The organism is Priestia sp. FSL H7-0729, from assembly GCF_038005685.1.
Lineage (GTDB): Bacteria > Bacillota > Bacilli > Paenibacillales > Paenibacillaceae > Paenibacillus.
Window position 1 is genome coordinate 24,686 of the sequence record NZ_JBBOTQ010000005.1, and the last position, 16,069, is coordinate 40,754.

At 48.0% G+C, this 16,069-nt stretch carries 13 protein-coding genes and 1 pseudogene; 9 read left to right on the plus strand and 5 right to left on the minus strand.

Translation table 11 applies throughout. The features are described from left to right. Positions 1 to 107 precede the first annotated feature (107 nt). Positions 108 to 1,919, plus strand: a complete 1,812-nt coding sequence (locus MHH93_RS13380; protein WP_500054409.1) for a peptidoglycan D,D-transpeptidase FtsI family protein — start codon at positions 108 to 110, stop codon at positions 1,917 to 1,919. Here MHH93_RS13380 and MHH93_RS13385 read toward each other — a convergent pair. Beyond that, positions 1,898 to 3,094 (minus strand): AI-2E family transporter, encoded by a 1,197-nt coding sequence (locus MHH93_RS13385; protein WP_500054410.1) that lies wholly within the window; start codon positions 3,092 to 3,094, stop codon positions 1,898 to 1,900. The genes MHH93_RS13380 and MHH93_RS13385 overlap by 22 nt on opposite strands. A gap of 174 nt (positions 3,095 to 3,268) precedes the next feature. Between MHH93_RS13385 and MHH93_RS13390 the strand changes: the two genes are divergently transcribed. Continuing rightward, positions 3,269 to 4,672: a polysaccharide deacetylase family protein gene (locus MHH93_RS13390; RefSeq protein WP_500054411.1), complete on the plus strand. Its 1,404-nt coding sequence runs from the start codon at positions 3,269 to 3,271 to the stop codon at positions 4,670 to 4,672. 85 nt (positions 4,673 to 4,757) lie between these two features. On the opposite strand, the gene ilvD is transcribed toward MHH93_RS13390, so the two are convergent. The 3 genes and pseudogenes from ilvD to MHH93_RS13405 all read right to left on the minus strand — a co-directional run bounded on the left by ilvD (position 4,758) and on the right by MHH93_RS13405 (position 8,168). Beyond that, positions 4,758 to 6,443 carry a dihydroxy-acid dehydratase gene (gene ilvD, locus MHH93_RS13395; protein WP_074096200.1) on the minus strand — a complete coding sequence of 562 codons (1,686 nt, stop codon included), beginning with the start codon at positions 6,441 to 6,443 and terminating at the stop codon, positions 4,758 to 4,760. Between the two features lie 318 nt (positions 6,444 to 6,761). After that, positions 6,762 to 7,004: pseudogene (locus MHH93_RS13400) on the minus strand (general stress protein); the annotation flags it as partial. 123 nt (positions 7,005 to 7,127) lie between these two features. Next, positions 7,128 to 8,168 (minus strand): acyltransferase family protein, encoded by a 1,041-nt coding sequence (locus MHH93_RS13405; RefSeq protein ID WP_500054412.1) that lies wholly within the window; start codon positions 8,166 to 8,168, stop codon positions 7,128 to 7,130. 222 nt (positions 8,169 to 8,390) lie between these two features. Between MHH93_RS13405 and MHH93_RS13410 the strand changes: the two genes are divergently transcribed. The 6 genes from MHH93_RS13410 to mgrA all read left to right on the plus strand — a co-directional run bounded on the left by MHH93_RS13410 (position 8,391) and on the right by mgrA (position 13,677). Beyond that, a complete protein-coding gene (locus tag MHH93_RS13410; RefSeq protein WP_500054413.1) occupies positions 8,391 to 9,356 on the plus strand; it encodes a sugar kinase in 966 nt (321 codons plus the stop codon). Between the two features lie 88 nt (positions 9,357 to 9,444). Further along, entirely contained in the window at positions 9,445 to 10,110 is a 666-nt protein-coding gene (locus MHH93_RS13415) for a bifunctional 2-keto-4-hydroxyglutarate aldolase/2-keto-3-deoxy-6-phosphogluconate aldolase (protein ID WP_500054414.1), read from the plus strand. 91 nt (positions 10,111 to 10,201) lie between these two features. Beyond that, positions 10,202 to 10,990 (plus strand): alpha/beta fold hydrolase, encoded by a 789-nt coding sequence (locus MHH93_RS13420; RefSeq protein WP_500054415.1) that lies wholly within the window; start codon positions 10,202 to 10,204, stop codon positions 10,988 to 10,990. 64 nt (positions 10,991 to 11,054) lie between these two features. Continuing rightward, a complete protein-coding gene (locus MHH93_RS13425; RefSeq protein ID WP_500054416.1) occupies positions 11,055 to 11,822 on the plus strand; it encodes an HAD family hydrolase in 768 nt (255 codons plus the stop codon). Positions 11,823 to 11,850: 28 nt separating this feature from the next. Further along, on the plus strand, positions 11,851 to 12,591 hold the full coding sequence (locus MHH93_RS13430) for an NAD-dependent protein deacylase (RefSeq protein ID WP_500054417.1): 741 nt from the start codon (positions 11,851 to 11,853) through the stop codon (positions 12,589 to 12,591). Between the two features lie 78 nt (positions 12,592 to 12,669). Further along, positions 12,670 to 13,677 carry an L-glyceraldehyde 3-phosphate reductase gene (mgrA, locus tag MHH93_RS13435; protein ID WP_500054418.1) on the plus strand — a complete coding sequence of 336 codons (1,008 nt, stop codon included), beginning with the start codon at positions 12,670 to 12,672 and terminating at the stop codon, positions 13,675 to 13,677. Positions 13,678 to 13,758: 81 nt separating this feature from the next. Here the strand turns inward: mgrA and MHH93_RS13440 are convergent, their stop codons facing one another. Next, complete coding sequence (locus tag MHH93_RS13440; RefSeq protein ID WP_500054419.1) at positions 13,759 to 14,733, minus strand: AraC family transcriptional regulator; 975 nt, start codon at positions 14,731 to 14,733, stop codon at positions 13,759 to 13,761. A 153-nt stretch (positions 14,734 to 14,886) separates the two neighbouring features. Between MHH93_RS13440 and MHH93_RS13445 the strand changes: the two genes are divergently transcribed. Beyond that, entirely contained in the window at positions 14,887 to 16,068 is a 1,182-nt protein-coding gene (locus MHH93_RS13445) for a galactokinase (protein WP_500054420.1), read from the plus strand. Position 16,069 lies beyond the last annotated feature (1 nt).

The following is a 16,069-nucleotide window of genomic DNA, read 5'->3' on the forward strand; positions in this document are numbered from 1 at the left end:
TGCTGAGGAGCCTGTCCCCTACATGGGACAGGTTTTCTTGTTGTTTACCGGATAATTCCAAGACGTATCAGCAATAATAAGTCAAAACGATAAAAGGTGAGATTGGGATGCATCTTCTTGCGAAACGGCGAATCTATTTCATTTGTATTTTTCTAACTCTTATCTTTGGATTGTTAATATTACGATTGGGATGGGTTCAGATCATTCAAGTGAATCGGACCATGCCTGGATTTAACCGAACTGTACGTGAAATGTCTGTATTGCAGCGTGAACGTGGGGTGATGCTTGACCCAGGGCGTGGACAATTCACGGATTACAAGGGTGAGGCATTGACTGGTCAGCTGCAATGGGGCTTGGTTCTTTTTCCACAGGCAGTGCCATCAGGTGAACTACGCAAGCAAGGGGCATTAGAAGAGTCAGAGATGACACAGTTGGAAGCTATATTACATACCGATCTGGATCAATTGAAGAAGGAAACGAATCGGGAAAATGTACCTCATTTCTGGACAGCAGGTGCAACTCAGCCTGTTCATTTGACCGCTACTCAGGTGGAGCGCTTACGCAGTTTGCATCTGCAAGGAGCGGGCATCTTTCCGATGATGACAAGGTATCTTCCGGGGCATACAGGAATGCAGTGGATGGGATATCTTGCCGAACTGCCTGAGTCCTCCAAAGTTCTAACGGGGCATCAGGATGAAGTAAAACAGCCATTTGCCATGAAATCAGGGGCAGCGGGATTAGAGAGAACACTCGAACCCCTGTTAAGGGGAATTGGCCCTACGCTTGTATCACGTATGGTTTCGGGTGGTGGAGAGATTATCCCTGATATCCAGCCGCACGTCATTGCACCGACCAACAGCCATTATCCTTTACGTGTAGAAACGACTGTGGATGCCGGGTTACAGCGTGGGTTAGAGCAGTTGACAGAAGAGTCTGGATTACAAGAAGGGGCCGTTGTTGTGTTAGATGCCGCTAACGCAGATGTTCGTGCCATGATCTCCCGCCCTTTCTATCAGCCACAACATGTGGACCCCAAGCAATCGCTCTGGGGGAACCGAGCTGTACAGGGAGCCGTACCGGGTTCTATATTCAAAATTGTTACTGCGGCTGCCGCTTTGGAGTATCATGCGGTTTCTAACGGTGAGGAATTCCATTGTGGTGGTGCGTATGGAAGATACGGGCTATCTTGCTGGAAAGAGCATGGGCATGGAAGCCTGAATCTGGAACAAGGATTTGCAGAATCCTGCAACATCGTATTTGCGGAAACGGCGCGCAGGCTTAGTATGGAGCAACTGGAGAACACAGCAGATCGTCTAGGTCTGGGGCGACCTGTTGGTTGGGAGGGTAACCAGATGGCTGGAATGCCCGTCGTGCGACACTTTGATCACGAAGATCACGGGCGTGTGAGAACAGAGATTGTTTCTTCTGACGATGAAGGTGCGAAAATACAGACCGCCATCGGTCAGCGAGATGTCTTGGTCACACCGCTGCAAGCCGCCAATCTGGTCGTGACATTGTTACATGATGGAAAGGTTAGTGCCCCACGTCTCGTTGAGAGAATCCGATATGCGGATGGTGGCATCATGCTGGAGATGCCCTTGCATGATTCTCCTTCAGCCGCAGGACAGATTGCTCCCGCAACTGCGCATAAATTGTTATCCTGGATGAATAAGGTAGTCCGTGAGGGAACAGGAAAATCCCTGCAGCATGCGCGGTGGCATGTTGCAGGGAAATCAGGTACAGCTCAGGTGCAGAAACATGGGGAGAAGCGAAATAACCAATGGTTCATTGGTTATGGACCGAGAGAACAACCCAAGTACGCCGTAGCTGTTCTTGTTCAAAATGTCTCTCCAGACAGTCATCACCAAGCGACAGCTCTCTTTAGAAAGATCATGGACTATTTGGCTGGGTCCTCGTGATCGTTCGCAGGAACAGGCGTATGCATCGCGGACTCGGCAGAATTCGCTGAGGCCGTGTTAACGGGTGGGTCCATGACCAATGGAGAGGATTCAAATTCGTCTTTTGGCAGGTGAATCCACTTTTGCAGGTACCCTTGTTGTAACAGTTCCTTCAGAAGGATCAGAAGTACTGGAGATAACACTACACCAGCCAGCCCGAAGATTGAAAGGGAGATTAGCATAAACGAAAGCATTAAGTACGCCGAAGATACCCCAATCGAATTACCCGAAATTTTCGGTTCCAGCAATTGTCGTGTCAGCATCGTCACTGCCAGGATTACAATGAGGCCGATGGCCAGACTGCTATTACCTATAATGAACAAGTAGACAATCCATGGAATGAATATAACAGGAACACCAAGCAATGGCACCAGATCAAATACCGCACAGACGGCTGCAATGGTAAAGGCGTTAGAGGTTCCCAAAATCAACAAACCTGCATAAATCAATACGAACGTAATGAGCATCATGATCAATTGTGCCTTCAAATACGAGCGGATCGTTTTGAACACGTGATTACGCATGAATTCAATAGCTGACTTTAACGTTTTGGGCGTCTTCGCACGGGCGAACTTGCGCCAGGACTCAATCTCGATACTGAGAAAGAAGGCCAGAATGATCGCAATTCCGAAGTTCGTAATAAACGAAGAGAATGAACTGAGAAAGCCTACAACGAATTGCGCTCCGCTCGTTACCCATTTGGACAGGAAACCGGTCAGGGTTGCAAAATAATCATTCGCTTTTTCCATAATCCCATCAGGGAGAGCATCTGACTTGTCCTGAATGAATAACACCAGATTGGTGAATTCACGTTGTATCATCTCAATGTAAGCAGGGAAATTATCCTGAAGATTAGAAATTTGTGAAATGATAATCAAGCCTACACCAAAAAAGGCAGCAACAATTAATGCAAGAAACAACAAGACGGAGATGGCGGCTCCAAGCGTCTTGGGCAATCCTTTGCGATGTAAAAATTTGGCCAGCGGTTCAATCATCCAATACACGATGAATGAGAGAAAAACGGGTGCAGCCACATGATATAATTGACTGAAACCGTACATGATCACATACACGGTTAATACGAGCAACGCGATATCGAAGACAGTGCGCCCGTATTTTTTGTAAAGCGGTAGCATGGACATGACTCCTTTGATGGTAATAATTAGATTGTATTTATTGTACACGATAGCTATCTTTTTGGGAAAACAGGATTCAAGAAAACTCTGAACTATGATAAAATTAAAGGCGGTTTATTTTAGATAGTGCCATAGCGCACCGTAATTCAGCAGGAGAAGTGGGGAGCTTGCAACATGACAACGATACTTCAGAGTATTCTACTGTGGTTATTGTATCTTTCATCTTTTTACGCCTTCATTCCGAGTTTGATCAGCAGGCTTTTCGGATTTCGTGTATTCAGACGGGGAAGAAGTGATACACAATTTGCATTAACATTTGACGATGGGCCCGATCCGCTCTATACGCCGAGACTGCTTGATCTGCTTCGTCATCATCAAGCAAAAGCCACTTTTTTCGTCGTGGGAGAACATGCCGCGAGTCATCCTGAACTCATTCGGCGGATACATGACGAAGGTCATCTTATCGGCATTCATAATTATATTCACAAGACGAACTGGCTCATGCGGCCACGTACCGTTCGAGATCAGATTCAGCGAACAGGTCAGATTATTCATGAGGTAACCGGCGTGAAGACTTGTTACTATCGCCCACCGTGGGGGATTATGAATCTGTTTGATTTTTTTAGCAAGAAAGAACGAAAGATTGTATTGTGGTCTTCCATGTTTGAAGACTGGAGAAGCCGAGTAGGTGCCCAGAGATTGACCGAACGGATGCTGAAGGAGCTAAGAGGTGGAGAGGTTATGCTGCTGCATGATCGAGGAACGACCCTCGGTGCTGATGCACACGCGCCGGAGCAGATGCTTCAGGCGCTGGAAGTCGTATTGCAGGAAGCTGAACGGCTAGGCCTGCATAGCGTACGGGTTGATACGTTGATGGGAGGTGTTACAGTGAGCGAATCTCAGAGTAAGAATCAACCACAGACAACGTTAAAGCTATGGAAGCGAATCGTTGTTGCCTTATGGCTGGGCTGGGAGAAGTTGTTCCACTGGGTATATCATCTGCGGACGGCTTCGCCAGAAGATCCCATGTTACACTTTCGATCTCGTGTATATCACGGAGCACGAATGGAGATGGGTGATGGCCATGTCATTCAAAACGGAGATCCTGTCATTGAACTGCATTTTGACAATCAGAAGTTGTTCGAACTTGGGGTGACTTCGCGTTCCAGTATGCATCTGGCTATTCGCATGATTCGGACGATGGAACAGCAATTGCCGGATTTGGCACATATGGTGGCGCTCGAACCTGAGTTACGCTCTGCCAAAGCCATATACGGTGTGAGTATGATTAACAGAGGTCCGGAAAAATTTGGATTTACCATACAAGAATTGCCCCCTGGACCGTTCAGCGCCGCATCCAAAGTATACCTGAAACTGCTCTTAAGTGTGATCCATCCGGCAGGAACCAAACGGTTGAAACAGCGTACAGAACAATTGGTACCCAAGATGATTGCCATGCCGCTGGATGTATTGTTGGAACGTTACGGTCAACATACGACACAGGTGGCTGCAACGCTAGAAGAATCCAGAGATGAATCGTTGTTAATTGAACAAGAGATATTGCCAGAGCGGAACTAAACGGACTAACTACACCAACCAGCAAAAGAAAAGGGTTGCCCTTCGCCAGATTTGGCAGAAGAGCAACCCTTTATTTATTAGTGAATTAGATACTCAGTACGCCACCGTTGCTTGCATTGGTAACCAGTTTGGAATAACGAGCCAGGTAACCGGTTTTTACTTTCGGTTCAAAGCCTTTCCAACCTGCGCGACGACGTTCAAACTCTTCGTCACTGATGTGCAATTCGATGATACGGTTGTTCAGATCCAGCTCGATGATGTCTCCTTCTTCAACAAAGGCGATTGGACCACCTTCAGCTGCTTCCGGAGAGATATGTCCGATACTGATTCCGCGGGATGCGCCAGAGAAGCGTCCATCGGTGATCAGACCAACTTTGGCACCCAATCCCATACCTACGATCTGGGAAGTAGGAGCTAACATCTCAGGCATACCTGGTCCGCCTTTTGGTCCTTCATAACGGATAACAACAACATGTCCTTCTTTTACTTTGCCGTTAGCAATGCCTTCGAGCGCTTGCTCCTGGGAGTCAAAGCAGATAGCAGGACCTTTGTGGTATCCACCAACCGAAGCATCAACCGCACCAACTTTGATGATAGCTCCTTGTGGTGCAAGGTTACCAAACAAAACAGCCAGGCCGCCTTTTTCGGAATGCGGGTTATCCAGATGGTGAATGACATTTGTATCCTGGATTTCTTTTCCTTCAACGTTCTCACGGATCGTTTTACCAGTAACCGTAATACAGTCGCCATGAATCGCGCCTGGTTTCTTGAGCAATTCGTTAAGCACTGCGCTTACGCCGCCTGCATTGTGTACGTCTTCGATGTGAAGATCGGAAGCAGGTGCAAGTTTAGCAAGATGCGGAACGCGGTTAGCTACTTCATTGATACGTTCGATTGGATACTCAATGCCTGCTTCATGAGCCAGTGCCAGCGTATGCAGTACTGTATTGGTAGAGCCACCCATCGCCATATCCAGTGCAAACGCGTTATCGATCGCCTCTACAGTAACGATATCACGCGGTTTCAGATCCATTTTGATAAGTTCCATCAGTTGTTTAGCAGATTGTTTAACAAACTCGCGACGCTCAGGAGCTACAGCCAGGATGGTTCCGTTGCCTGGCATAGCCAGTCCCATCGCTTCAGCCAGACAGTTCATGGAGTTCGCTGTGAACATACCGGAGCATGATCCGCAAGTTGGGCAACCGAACTGTTCAAGCTCTAGCAAGCTCTTATCATCGATTTTACCTGCTTGATAAGCACCTACGCCTTCAAATACAGAAGTCAAGGATAGAGCCTTACCATTGCTGTCACGACCAGCTTTCATCGGTCCACCGCTGACAAACACGGTAGGGATATTACAGCGGAGTGCACCCATCATCATGCCGGGTGTAATTTTATCGCAGTTCGGGATACATACCATGCCGTCGAACCAGTGAGCAGATACAACCGTTTCCACGGAATCCGCAATAATGTCACGGCTTGGCAGCGAGTAACGCATACCAATGTGTCCCATGGCAATTCCGTCATCTACACCGATGGTGTTGAATTCGAATGGAACGCCACCGGCTTCACGAATAGCATCCTTTACAATTTTACCGAATTCCTGAAGGTGAACGTGGCCGGGCACGATATCGATGTAAGAGTTACATACGGCAATAAATGGCTTGCCGAAATCCTCTTCTTTAACGCCCGCTGCACGGAGCAAACTCCGGTGCGGTGCACGGTCAAAACCTTTTTTGATCATATCGGAACGCATCTTCTTGGCTGACATGGTGTATTTCCCCCCAAATATATAATATTGAGCAACATGAATGGAAAAATAAATGGCAGTGCATCTGTCGTTTAAATTCATCCGTACTCTAAAAAAAAGGACCGGCATGCCGGTGTCGAGCTCCCCGTAGTTTGTGAAATTCTTTGCTGCTTTAAACCCGTGAACACCCGGTTTTTCTATTGAGTCTATCACAACCGTCGTCATATTTCTACAATCAATAGAAAGAAGCCTCAAACCATTTTCATGGAATTAGGCTTCTTGATTTGCGGGAAAGCTATGATCATGTTTCGATGTGGCAAGCGGAATTCATCCGTTGCTTCCGCCTTTGCGTCCAATCTCACGATAGAATTCCTTAGTATGGGTTTCGGAGGTTGCTTCGCCGCCCTTGCGGCCAATGTGCTTGTAAAAGTCAGTGTCATGGGCATCTGAAGTCGCTTCGCCACCTTTTTTTCCAATCATCTGGTAGAAGCTTCGATCATGGTTCTTGGAAGTGGCTTTCCCACCTAATCTGCCGGCTTCCTCACGGCTCATCTTGCGTTCTGACGTCGGTTGACGTGCCATTACAAATCACTCCTTACAACAATAAGTTGTTTTTTGTAGCGCGTATCCCTAATTTACCACATCATTTCCAGCCTGAAACAATACAGCAGGACAGAATCGATGGGGGAGAGATCCGTCAGAGCGTTAGGCCGACCGTTTAAATACCTCATGCCGATTGAAAGAAAAGCGGGATATATCCGGTTCAATCAAGGGTTTGAACGTGTGACGTACAGCCGGCAGAGCAAGTGTGACTGCGAAAAGTACGGCGATGACAAGTATGACTGGAATATACGCAGAGCTTCCCATATAACTGTAGACTCCAGACCAGATCGCGAGACGAACGAGAAACCCGTGCAGCAGGAATACATAGAGTGTGCGTCGTCCAAGATCCGTCAGTCTGGAAGTCAAGGAAGGTACCCAGGCCAAGAAAAGTGCTGCCGATGCGATCTCCAGTAAGTAGACACCGATTCGGAAGATGCCGGCATACCATTCGTGGTGGCCCAGTTCGGCATACGTCATGCTGCCGAGTAACCATCCCGATGAAATATTCAAACCGCCATACCCGATCCATACCAACATGGCAGCGGAGAGGATGGCTGCGGTTTTTCGACCCCAACCAGATAATAAACGAGAACGAATGGATGCTCCATAGTCATAACCGATGACAAAGAACGGCAGGAACACAAACGTACGGCTGAAGCTGAGCCAGAATCCATCGATGGGCAAATACCCGGCAATGACACCGAGCGCGATCGATCCAATCAGCCGATATATTGGCTTCCATGAAATTGTAAGACGAAGCAACAGTCGCCAACAGAAATGACTCGCGAGAAACCATAACAGCAAGTAAGGCGCAAAGAAGGATAGCCGCATATGGGGTGTATGGAATACGGTAAAGTCCATCAATGCGTATAAGGACTGAAACAGTACATATTGTAAGGCAATCTGTTTCAGGACGTTTCGTCCGGAGGCACCTTGAAGTGAGTGTGTCGCAAAATACCCGGTTACCCATACAAAGAGTGGCATGTGAAACGTATATATCCACAGGAACAGAGCTTCCGCTCCTGCAAAGCGTGTGATGAGTGGTTCAAGTGCATTACCTGCAAGGACACAGACGATAAGCATAAAGCGCAGATTGTAAAAGAAAGATTCCTGATCATCCCGGATCATTGTCTGATTTTTCATGGTGTAGCCCCCTTATAGACCCAGGTTGCAAGGTCATTTGCATCTGTAATAAGGGTAATACGGATGTACATTATCTATTGTGATTTAATTCACATTAGTAAGCGCTATCTTTTCTCAAAGCTGTGACAACAAAATGAACGCTACGGGATTGACAACGGTTGCATAGAGGATGACAATAGTAACAGAAGATGAGGGAATGCAAATATAAGGAGGGAAGAAATCATGTCAATGAGTCCCTATCCAAGCCCGGAAATAATTACGTTTGGAGAGAGTATGGGTTTGCTGACTGCCAAGGATACAAGAGGGCTGGAATATGCAGCCACATTGGACAAGTCTTTCGGCGGTGCCGAGAGCAATCTGGCCATTGGCGTATCCCGGCTCGGTCATACCAGTGGCTGGTTTGGGCGTTTGGGCAATGATCCGATTGGCAGCATGATTCTGAAAGCCATTCGCGGTGAAGGCGTAGATGTATCCCGGGTAAGGCTGAGTGATCACGAGCCCACTGGTTTGATGATTCGTGAGAACGCTTTCGGGAAAGCCTCGGTGCATTATTATAGGAAGCTATCTGCTGCAAGTGCAATCACACCTGATGATCTGGATCCCGACTATATTGCCGGAGCAAAGATATTGCATGTTACCGGTATAACGGCAGCGATTAGCCCGTCTGGACTTGCTACGGTAGAGGCTGCTATACATATTGCCAAGCAGGCAGGGGTGAAAGTAAGCTTTGATCCAAATCTGCGTCTCAAACTATGGTCTGCGGATGAAGCCCGTCCAGTGTTACTTCGTTTAGCTGAACTGGCGGACTACTTTTTACCGGGTCTGGACGAGATGAAGCTTCTATATAACGAAGAAAATGATCAAAAAGTTCTTGAGCGTTTATCTTCCATGGATGCTGTGTGCATCGTGAAGGGTGGTCCTGATTTGACCTACGTATTGGCGAATGGTACCCTAACGGAAGTTCCGTACTTTAAGGCGGATTATGTTCTGGATACGGTAGGAGCAGGAGATGGTTTCTGCGCGGGATTTTTATCGGGTTTGTTAAAAGGATACTCCCCACAGGAAGCAACCCGTCTCGGCAATCTGACCGGTTCCATGGTTATACAGGCTGTTGGCGATTGGGAGGCGCTCCCGACGTGGGGGCAGGTCGAGGCCAAGCTGAACAACGTTGCCCATGTTGAGCGCTAGTCGCTGCTGAAATCATATATGGCTCATCTTCGTTCTTAAATGTAAGGCTTGTATACACAACCACCACATTGACAAGGGAGAGAATGAAATGAAGAAGCTTCAGCTGTTGCAAAAGATCACGGACAATGGGGTTGTGGCGGTTCTGCGTGCAGATTCTGCTGATCAAGTCATTGCCATGGCCGAGCAAGCGATTGCGGGTGGCATTAAAGTTATCGAGATTACGATGACCGTACCCAGCGCTCTCAAAGCCATTGAAAAATTAAGCCGTGTATACCATTGGAACACACAAGATCCAGAGAAATTCGCGATTATTGGTGCGGGAACGGTGCTAGAACCGCAAACGGCGAGAGCGGCCATCATGTCGGGTGCCGAGTTTGTAGTCGGACCTTCCCTAAATCCGGATACGGTGCAGATCTGCAACCTGTATCGAATTCCGATTCTGCCGGGTGTGATGACGATTGCTGATGTTCAACGCGCATTGGAACTCGGCGTGGACATTGTGAAGTTGTTCCCGGGTAATCTGTATGATCCTTCGATTATCAAAACGATGAAGGGCCCTATGCCGCAGGCTAATTTTATGCCAACTGGTGGGGTATCCTTGTCTAATCTGGGAGATTGGATCAAGGGTGGAGCAGTGGCTGTAGGAATCGGCTCCGACTTGACATCGGACGCTGTGAAGACGGGTGACCTGAGTCATGTCCGTCGCAAAGCGGAACAATATATGGATGCTTACCGCAAGGCCAAGGCTGAATAATATTTTTTTAATTCGTAGAAGGGGAGCCTGATGGACTAAGGCTCCCAATTCTATGAGCCGCGGCACCTGCGGAAGTGAAGAAAGGTGATTAATGTTGAGAAATCGGTATAATACAGGGCGCAAGAAGAGGGGCATCGGGAAATTCCTGCTCGTACTTCTGGCGCTCATTGTCATTGGATGTGGATTTGTTGCGTGGAAATTATTCACACCCTACGGTCCACAGGAAACAGCTCAAACTGCCATGGAAACAGCTCAAACTGCCATGGAAACAGCTAATCGGGTGACCGTGAGCGAACAAGAGAACTGGATTGATTTTGTGCCAGACAAACCGACGGGTAAGAGTGTTCTTTTCTACCCTGGCGGACTCGTAAAACCGGAAAGTTATGCACCGCTTGCGCATGAGCTGGCTGCTGCCGGTCATCATACCATTATTGCCAAAATGCCAGTCAATCTGGCAGTGCTCAAGCCGAACTTGGCAGATGAGATTCTGGCCGCATATCCTGACGAACAATTCGTTATGGGTGGACACTCTCTCGGTGGGTCGATGGCTGCACGTTATGTAGCCGCACATCCTGATGCACTTCAGGGCATCTTCTTCTTGGCATCTTACCCGGATGAAAAAGGAAGTGTAAAGTCACTTGGAATCCCTGCTTTATCTATTCTGGGTACTAAAGATGAGGTCGTGAATGCCACGAAGTATCAAAGTGGACGCATGTATCTTCCAGAGGACACGGTGTATTACACCATTGAAGGTGGAAACCACGCCCAGTTTGGTGATTATGGTCATCAAAAAGGGGATGGCGAGCCGGAAGTGAGTGGGGAAGAACAGCTGAATCAGACCGTCAAGACAGTGCTGACCTGGTTAAGTACCATTAAGTAAATTTTGATGATTCTACATTAAAGGCTGTATGCATATATAGCATAACTTGATGGAGGTAATACGGATGGCCATGCTTCAAGTGAATGGAGCGCAGATCCCGTGTAAAGGTATCCTGTTTGACAAAGATGGAACACTGTTGGAATTCTTACAGCTATGGGGGCCGTGGGCAGAGACATTACTGGATCAGTTACAGTCACGTATGAATGATCTTGGAGCCTCATTTACGGTTGAACGGGAGCGCGTTCTGGGCACCGTCCATAATACAGAAGGTCATATTGTCGGTTATGATCCGCAAGGCCCGCTCGCTATTGCAACTGTTGATGAGTGCACGGGATTGCTTGCCGGGCAGCTATATGCAGCAGGAATGCCATGGAATGAAGCGATCACAACGATAAGGCAATTCTCAAGTGTAGCCATGAGATCGGTACGAGAGCGTAAATCGGCTGAACCGATGCCAGGATTGCTGGATTTCTTGCAGAGTTGCAGAGTAGCAGACATACCTATGGCTGTCGTCACTTCAGACAGTACAGCAGCAGCAGAGACACATCTGGATTGGATGGGAATCCGTTCCTTTTTTACATCTATTGTAGGCTGTGATCGGGTGACCAAGGGCAAACCGGATGGAGAAGCAGCCCGCTTGTCTTGCCGCGAATTGCATATCGATCCTGCGGAGACCGTTGTAATTGGAGACAGCAATGGGGATATGCAGATGGGGCGGAACGCAGGAGCAGGCTATACGCTCGGTTACTGTCCGCAGTTAGATCAAGGATCGCATCTGGTTGATGCCGATGCCATTATCCGTCATTATAATGAGATAAGCGTTATTTTATAAGTCACTCTGGCCAAAAGGAGGAGAGAGGATGAACGCAACAGAACAACTGGCTGCCTGGATTCAGGAAAGCTCCCGTATTGTTTTTTTCGGAGGGGCTGGGACTTCAACGGAAAGCGGGATTCCCGACTTCCGTTCGGCTGCGGGTCTGTATCAGACGGAGCAGCATTCGCCTTATCCACCGGAAGAGTTGTTAAGCCGGCATTTTTTTGATCAACATGCCGATATTTTTTATGATTTTTATCGAGGTAAAATGCTCCATCCAGATGCGGAACCGAATGGGTGCCATCGACTGTTATCCCGTCTGGAGAAGGAGGGAAAACTTCAGGCAGTGATTACGCAAAATATCGATGGACTGCATCAGAAGGCAGGCAGTAGCAATGTCTTGGAGCTACATGGCTCGATTCATCGGAATGCCTGCATGGATTGCAAGCAGTTTTATGCGCTGAACGATATTATACAATCCCAAGATACCGTACCTCGCTGTACCACATGCGGTGGTGTGATCAAGCCGGATGTGGTGCTATACGAGGAGGAGCTGGACCAGACGACTTTGTATCGCTCGATTGATGCGTTATCTTCCGCAGACCTGTTGCTCGTGGGCGGCACGTCACTGACGGTATATCCAGCAGCTCAGTTAATTACGTATTTTCAGGGAAAACATACGGTTCTTCTTAACGCCACACCTACTGCCTATGACCGTAGAGCGGATTTACTGATTACACAGCCAATTGGTGAGGTAATGAATGATGTGGACCAGCTTCTTGGTTAAACGTATGGACTGAATAACCGCATTCTCCGGCATAGACCGGGCACAAGAGGCGGAACCTGGGGAAAGAAGGGATTCATAATGGTCTACGTAGCAAGCGATACTCGCTATGAAACGATGAAATATAACCGCGTTGGGCGTTCAGGTTTGAAACTGCCAGCGATTTCACTGGGGCTGTGGCATAATTTTGGCGGTATCAATAACGCTGAGAATGGCCGTAATATGATTACCCGATCATTTGATCTGGGGATTACACATTTTGACCTTGCCAACAATTATGGCCCACCAGCAGGTTCGGCAGAGCAACTCTTTGGACAGATACTGGCCCAGGATCTGAAACCTTATCGGGATGAACTGGTAATCTCCACCAAAGCAGGATATTATATGTGGCCTGGTCCTTATGGCGAGTGGGGTTCACGCAAAAATCTGGTATCGAGTCTGAATCAGAGCTTGAAGCGTATGGGCCTGGATTATGTGGATATTTTCTATTCTCATCGATACGATCCTGAAACGCCATTGGAAGAAACAATGATGGCACTGGATCATATTGTTCGCTCGGGCAAAGCTCTTTATGTAGGGATCTCCAACTACCCTGCAGAGCAGACGAGACAGGCCGCCGAGATTCTGAAAGGTCTGGGTACGCCCCTGTTAATCCATCAACCGAAATACTCGCTGCTGGATCGCTGGATTGAAGATGATCTGCAAGATGTCCTGGATGAGTATGGAACAGGCAGTATTGCCTTTTGTCCGTTGGCACAAGGTGTGCTCACGAACAAATACTTGAATGGCATCCCGGAAGATTCACGCGCCAAAGGACCATCGGTATTTCTAAATGAGAACAACATCTCTCCTGAGACGCTCCGCAAAGTTCGCGCTTTGAACCAGATTGCAGCAGCTCGGGGTCAGAGCTTGGCCCAATTTGCACTCTCCTGGGTTCTGCGGAATGGCAGAGTAACTTCTGCGCTGATTGGCGCAAGTCGTCCTTCCCAGATTGAAGAGAATGTGGCTGCACTCAGCCAGCTGGATTTCTCTACAGAGGAATTGGAACGGGTGGAATCCATTCTGTCTCCGGAGCCGGATGACAAATAAATAACGTGCAAAAGGTGCATCTTAGCCATATTGGCGGAATGCACCTTTTTGTCGTATATGATTCTTTGACCGTTATGTTGCTCACCGTTTGTTTTGTTGAGCATTCTTCTGTAACCCCTGATGTAGTGGGCGGGACAGTATTTTCTCTCGATACAGGCTGGGCGCTTCCCCGTGAAATCGTTTGAACTGTTTGGAGAAATACAGCGCGTCTGGCAGTCCGACCGATGCAGATACCTGTTCGATAGACAGATCAGGGCGTTCTCTGAGGAGTTGACGCGACTTATCGATTCGCAGTTTTAGCAGATAAGTAACTGGCGAAAGTCCGGTTTCCTGTTTGAAAATACGGGATAGATACGCACGGTTGTAGCCAAGACTCGCAGACATTTGTTCAATGGAGACAGGATAGGCATATTGGGTGGACATATATTGAATCATCTGTTTCACCGTACGTCGGATGGAGGATTCGCCTGGAATTAAGGTTTGTCCCTGCGAAAGGTGATTCTGTGCTTCAGCTAGAATCATATATAACGTACCCAATGATGTGAAATGGGAGCTTTCTTTGCGCTCGGCAAAAGCATCCTGCATCACGGACAACCAATCGGATATTCCACAAGAGGGTCCGGCATGAAAAACGGACTTCTCCGGGCGGAATCCTGCCTCCTCGGCATGCTGTGCAGCCTGGCTGCCTGTAAAGGCAATCCAGCGATATTGCCATGGGTTGCGGGCATGAGACTGGTAGCTTACCAGTTGCCCGGGATGAATGAGGAAACAATCACCTGCGGATAACTCGTAGGTGTGCAGTTCGGTACGGAACGTACCCGCCCCTTTTTCTACATAGTGCAGCAGATAATAATCAAACAATTTAGGTCCGAGGGCGTGACCCGGAAGGGTCTGGCTTGCGCCGGCAAACAGGACATGCAGTGCCCCTTGTTCATAATAGATCGGATTGGAGGAAACCGAATAACTGAGTGCTCCGCTTTTAGCGGAAGGTGATTCCTGTATTTTTTCGTTAGAAGATGCAAGGGATTCTTTCTTGGCGTTGGATTGGTCTGCCATAGTTGTTTCCTTCTTTCCGGGATGCTCCGATCATTATACGCCTTAAGGTCACATTTATCCATATGAAACACACATGGTTGCATTACAAGAGGCATCGCTTTCTTATATAATAACATTAAGAAAACCACAACAACGAGGCGAGGTGCACCAGCAGTGAACGTAACTGAATTGAAACAAAAGTTTATTGAGAAGTACGGAGAGAGTGGAGCGGACATCCGTGTATTTCATGCCCCTGGGCGTGTGAATCTGATCGGTGAGCACATTGATTATAACGGTGGATACGTGCTTCCGGCAGCACTGGAATTTGGAACAACATTGATTATCCGTGAGCGTCAGGACAACAAGTTGCAACTGGCTTCCACGAACATGTCTTATGAAGGTGTACTGGATACTTCCACTATTGGCAAAGAGAAAACCGGAGAATGGACCGATTATCCTGTTGGTGTCATGGTTGAATTGCAAGGCAAAGGTGTGAATGTAACAAAAGGCTACGACTTCCTGTACCACGGGGAGATTCCGAACGGGGCAGGACTTTCATCATCTGCATCTCTGGAGGTACTCACGGGATTCGCGATTCAGTCTCTGGAGGGCGTAACGGATATTGATACGGTTCAACTAGCGCTTCTGTCCCAGAAAGCGGAAAATGAGTTCGTAGGCGTCAACTGTGGAATCATGGATCAGTTCGCGGTCGCAAACGGTGCGCAGGATCATGCAATCCTGCTGATGTGTGACACACTGGAATATGAAAAGGTTCCTTTCCGTACAGGCTCTTACAAATTGGTCATCGGGAACACAAACAAACGCCGTGGTCTGGTGGATTCCGCGTACAATGAACGTCGCTCCCAATGCGAGCAGGCACTTGCCATCTTGAAGGAACAGCTGCCTGCACTGAATTACCTGGCTCAATTGACGCCAGACCAGTTCGTAACACTACAGGATCAGATCAAGGATGAGAAAGTAAGACAGCGTGCACAACATGTTGTAGAAGAGAACGCACGTGTGCTCGCATCAGTCGAAGCATTGCAGCGTAATGATCTGGAAACCTTCGGCAAGCTGATGAACGCTTCTCATGAATCGCTTCGTGACTTGTATGAAGTAAGCTGTGATGAGCTGGATGTTATGGTTGAAGAAGCTCAGCGGATTCCTGGAACACTTGGTGCCCGTATGACTGGCGCAGGATTTGGAGGTTGTACCGTATCGCTGGTGCATGAAAATGATGTCGAGCGTTTTGTAAGCGAAGTGGGCGCTGCATATGAAGCGCGTACCACTCTCAAAGGTGATTTCTATGTATGCGGTGTAGGCGACGGTGTTAAAGAATTGAAGGAGGCGAAGTAAA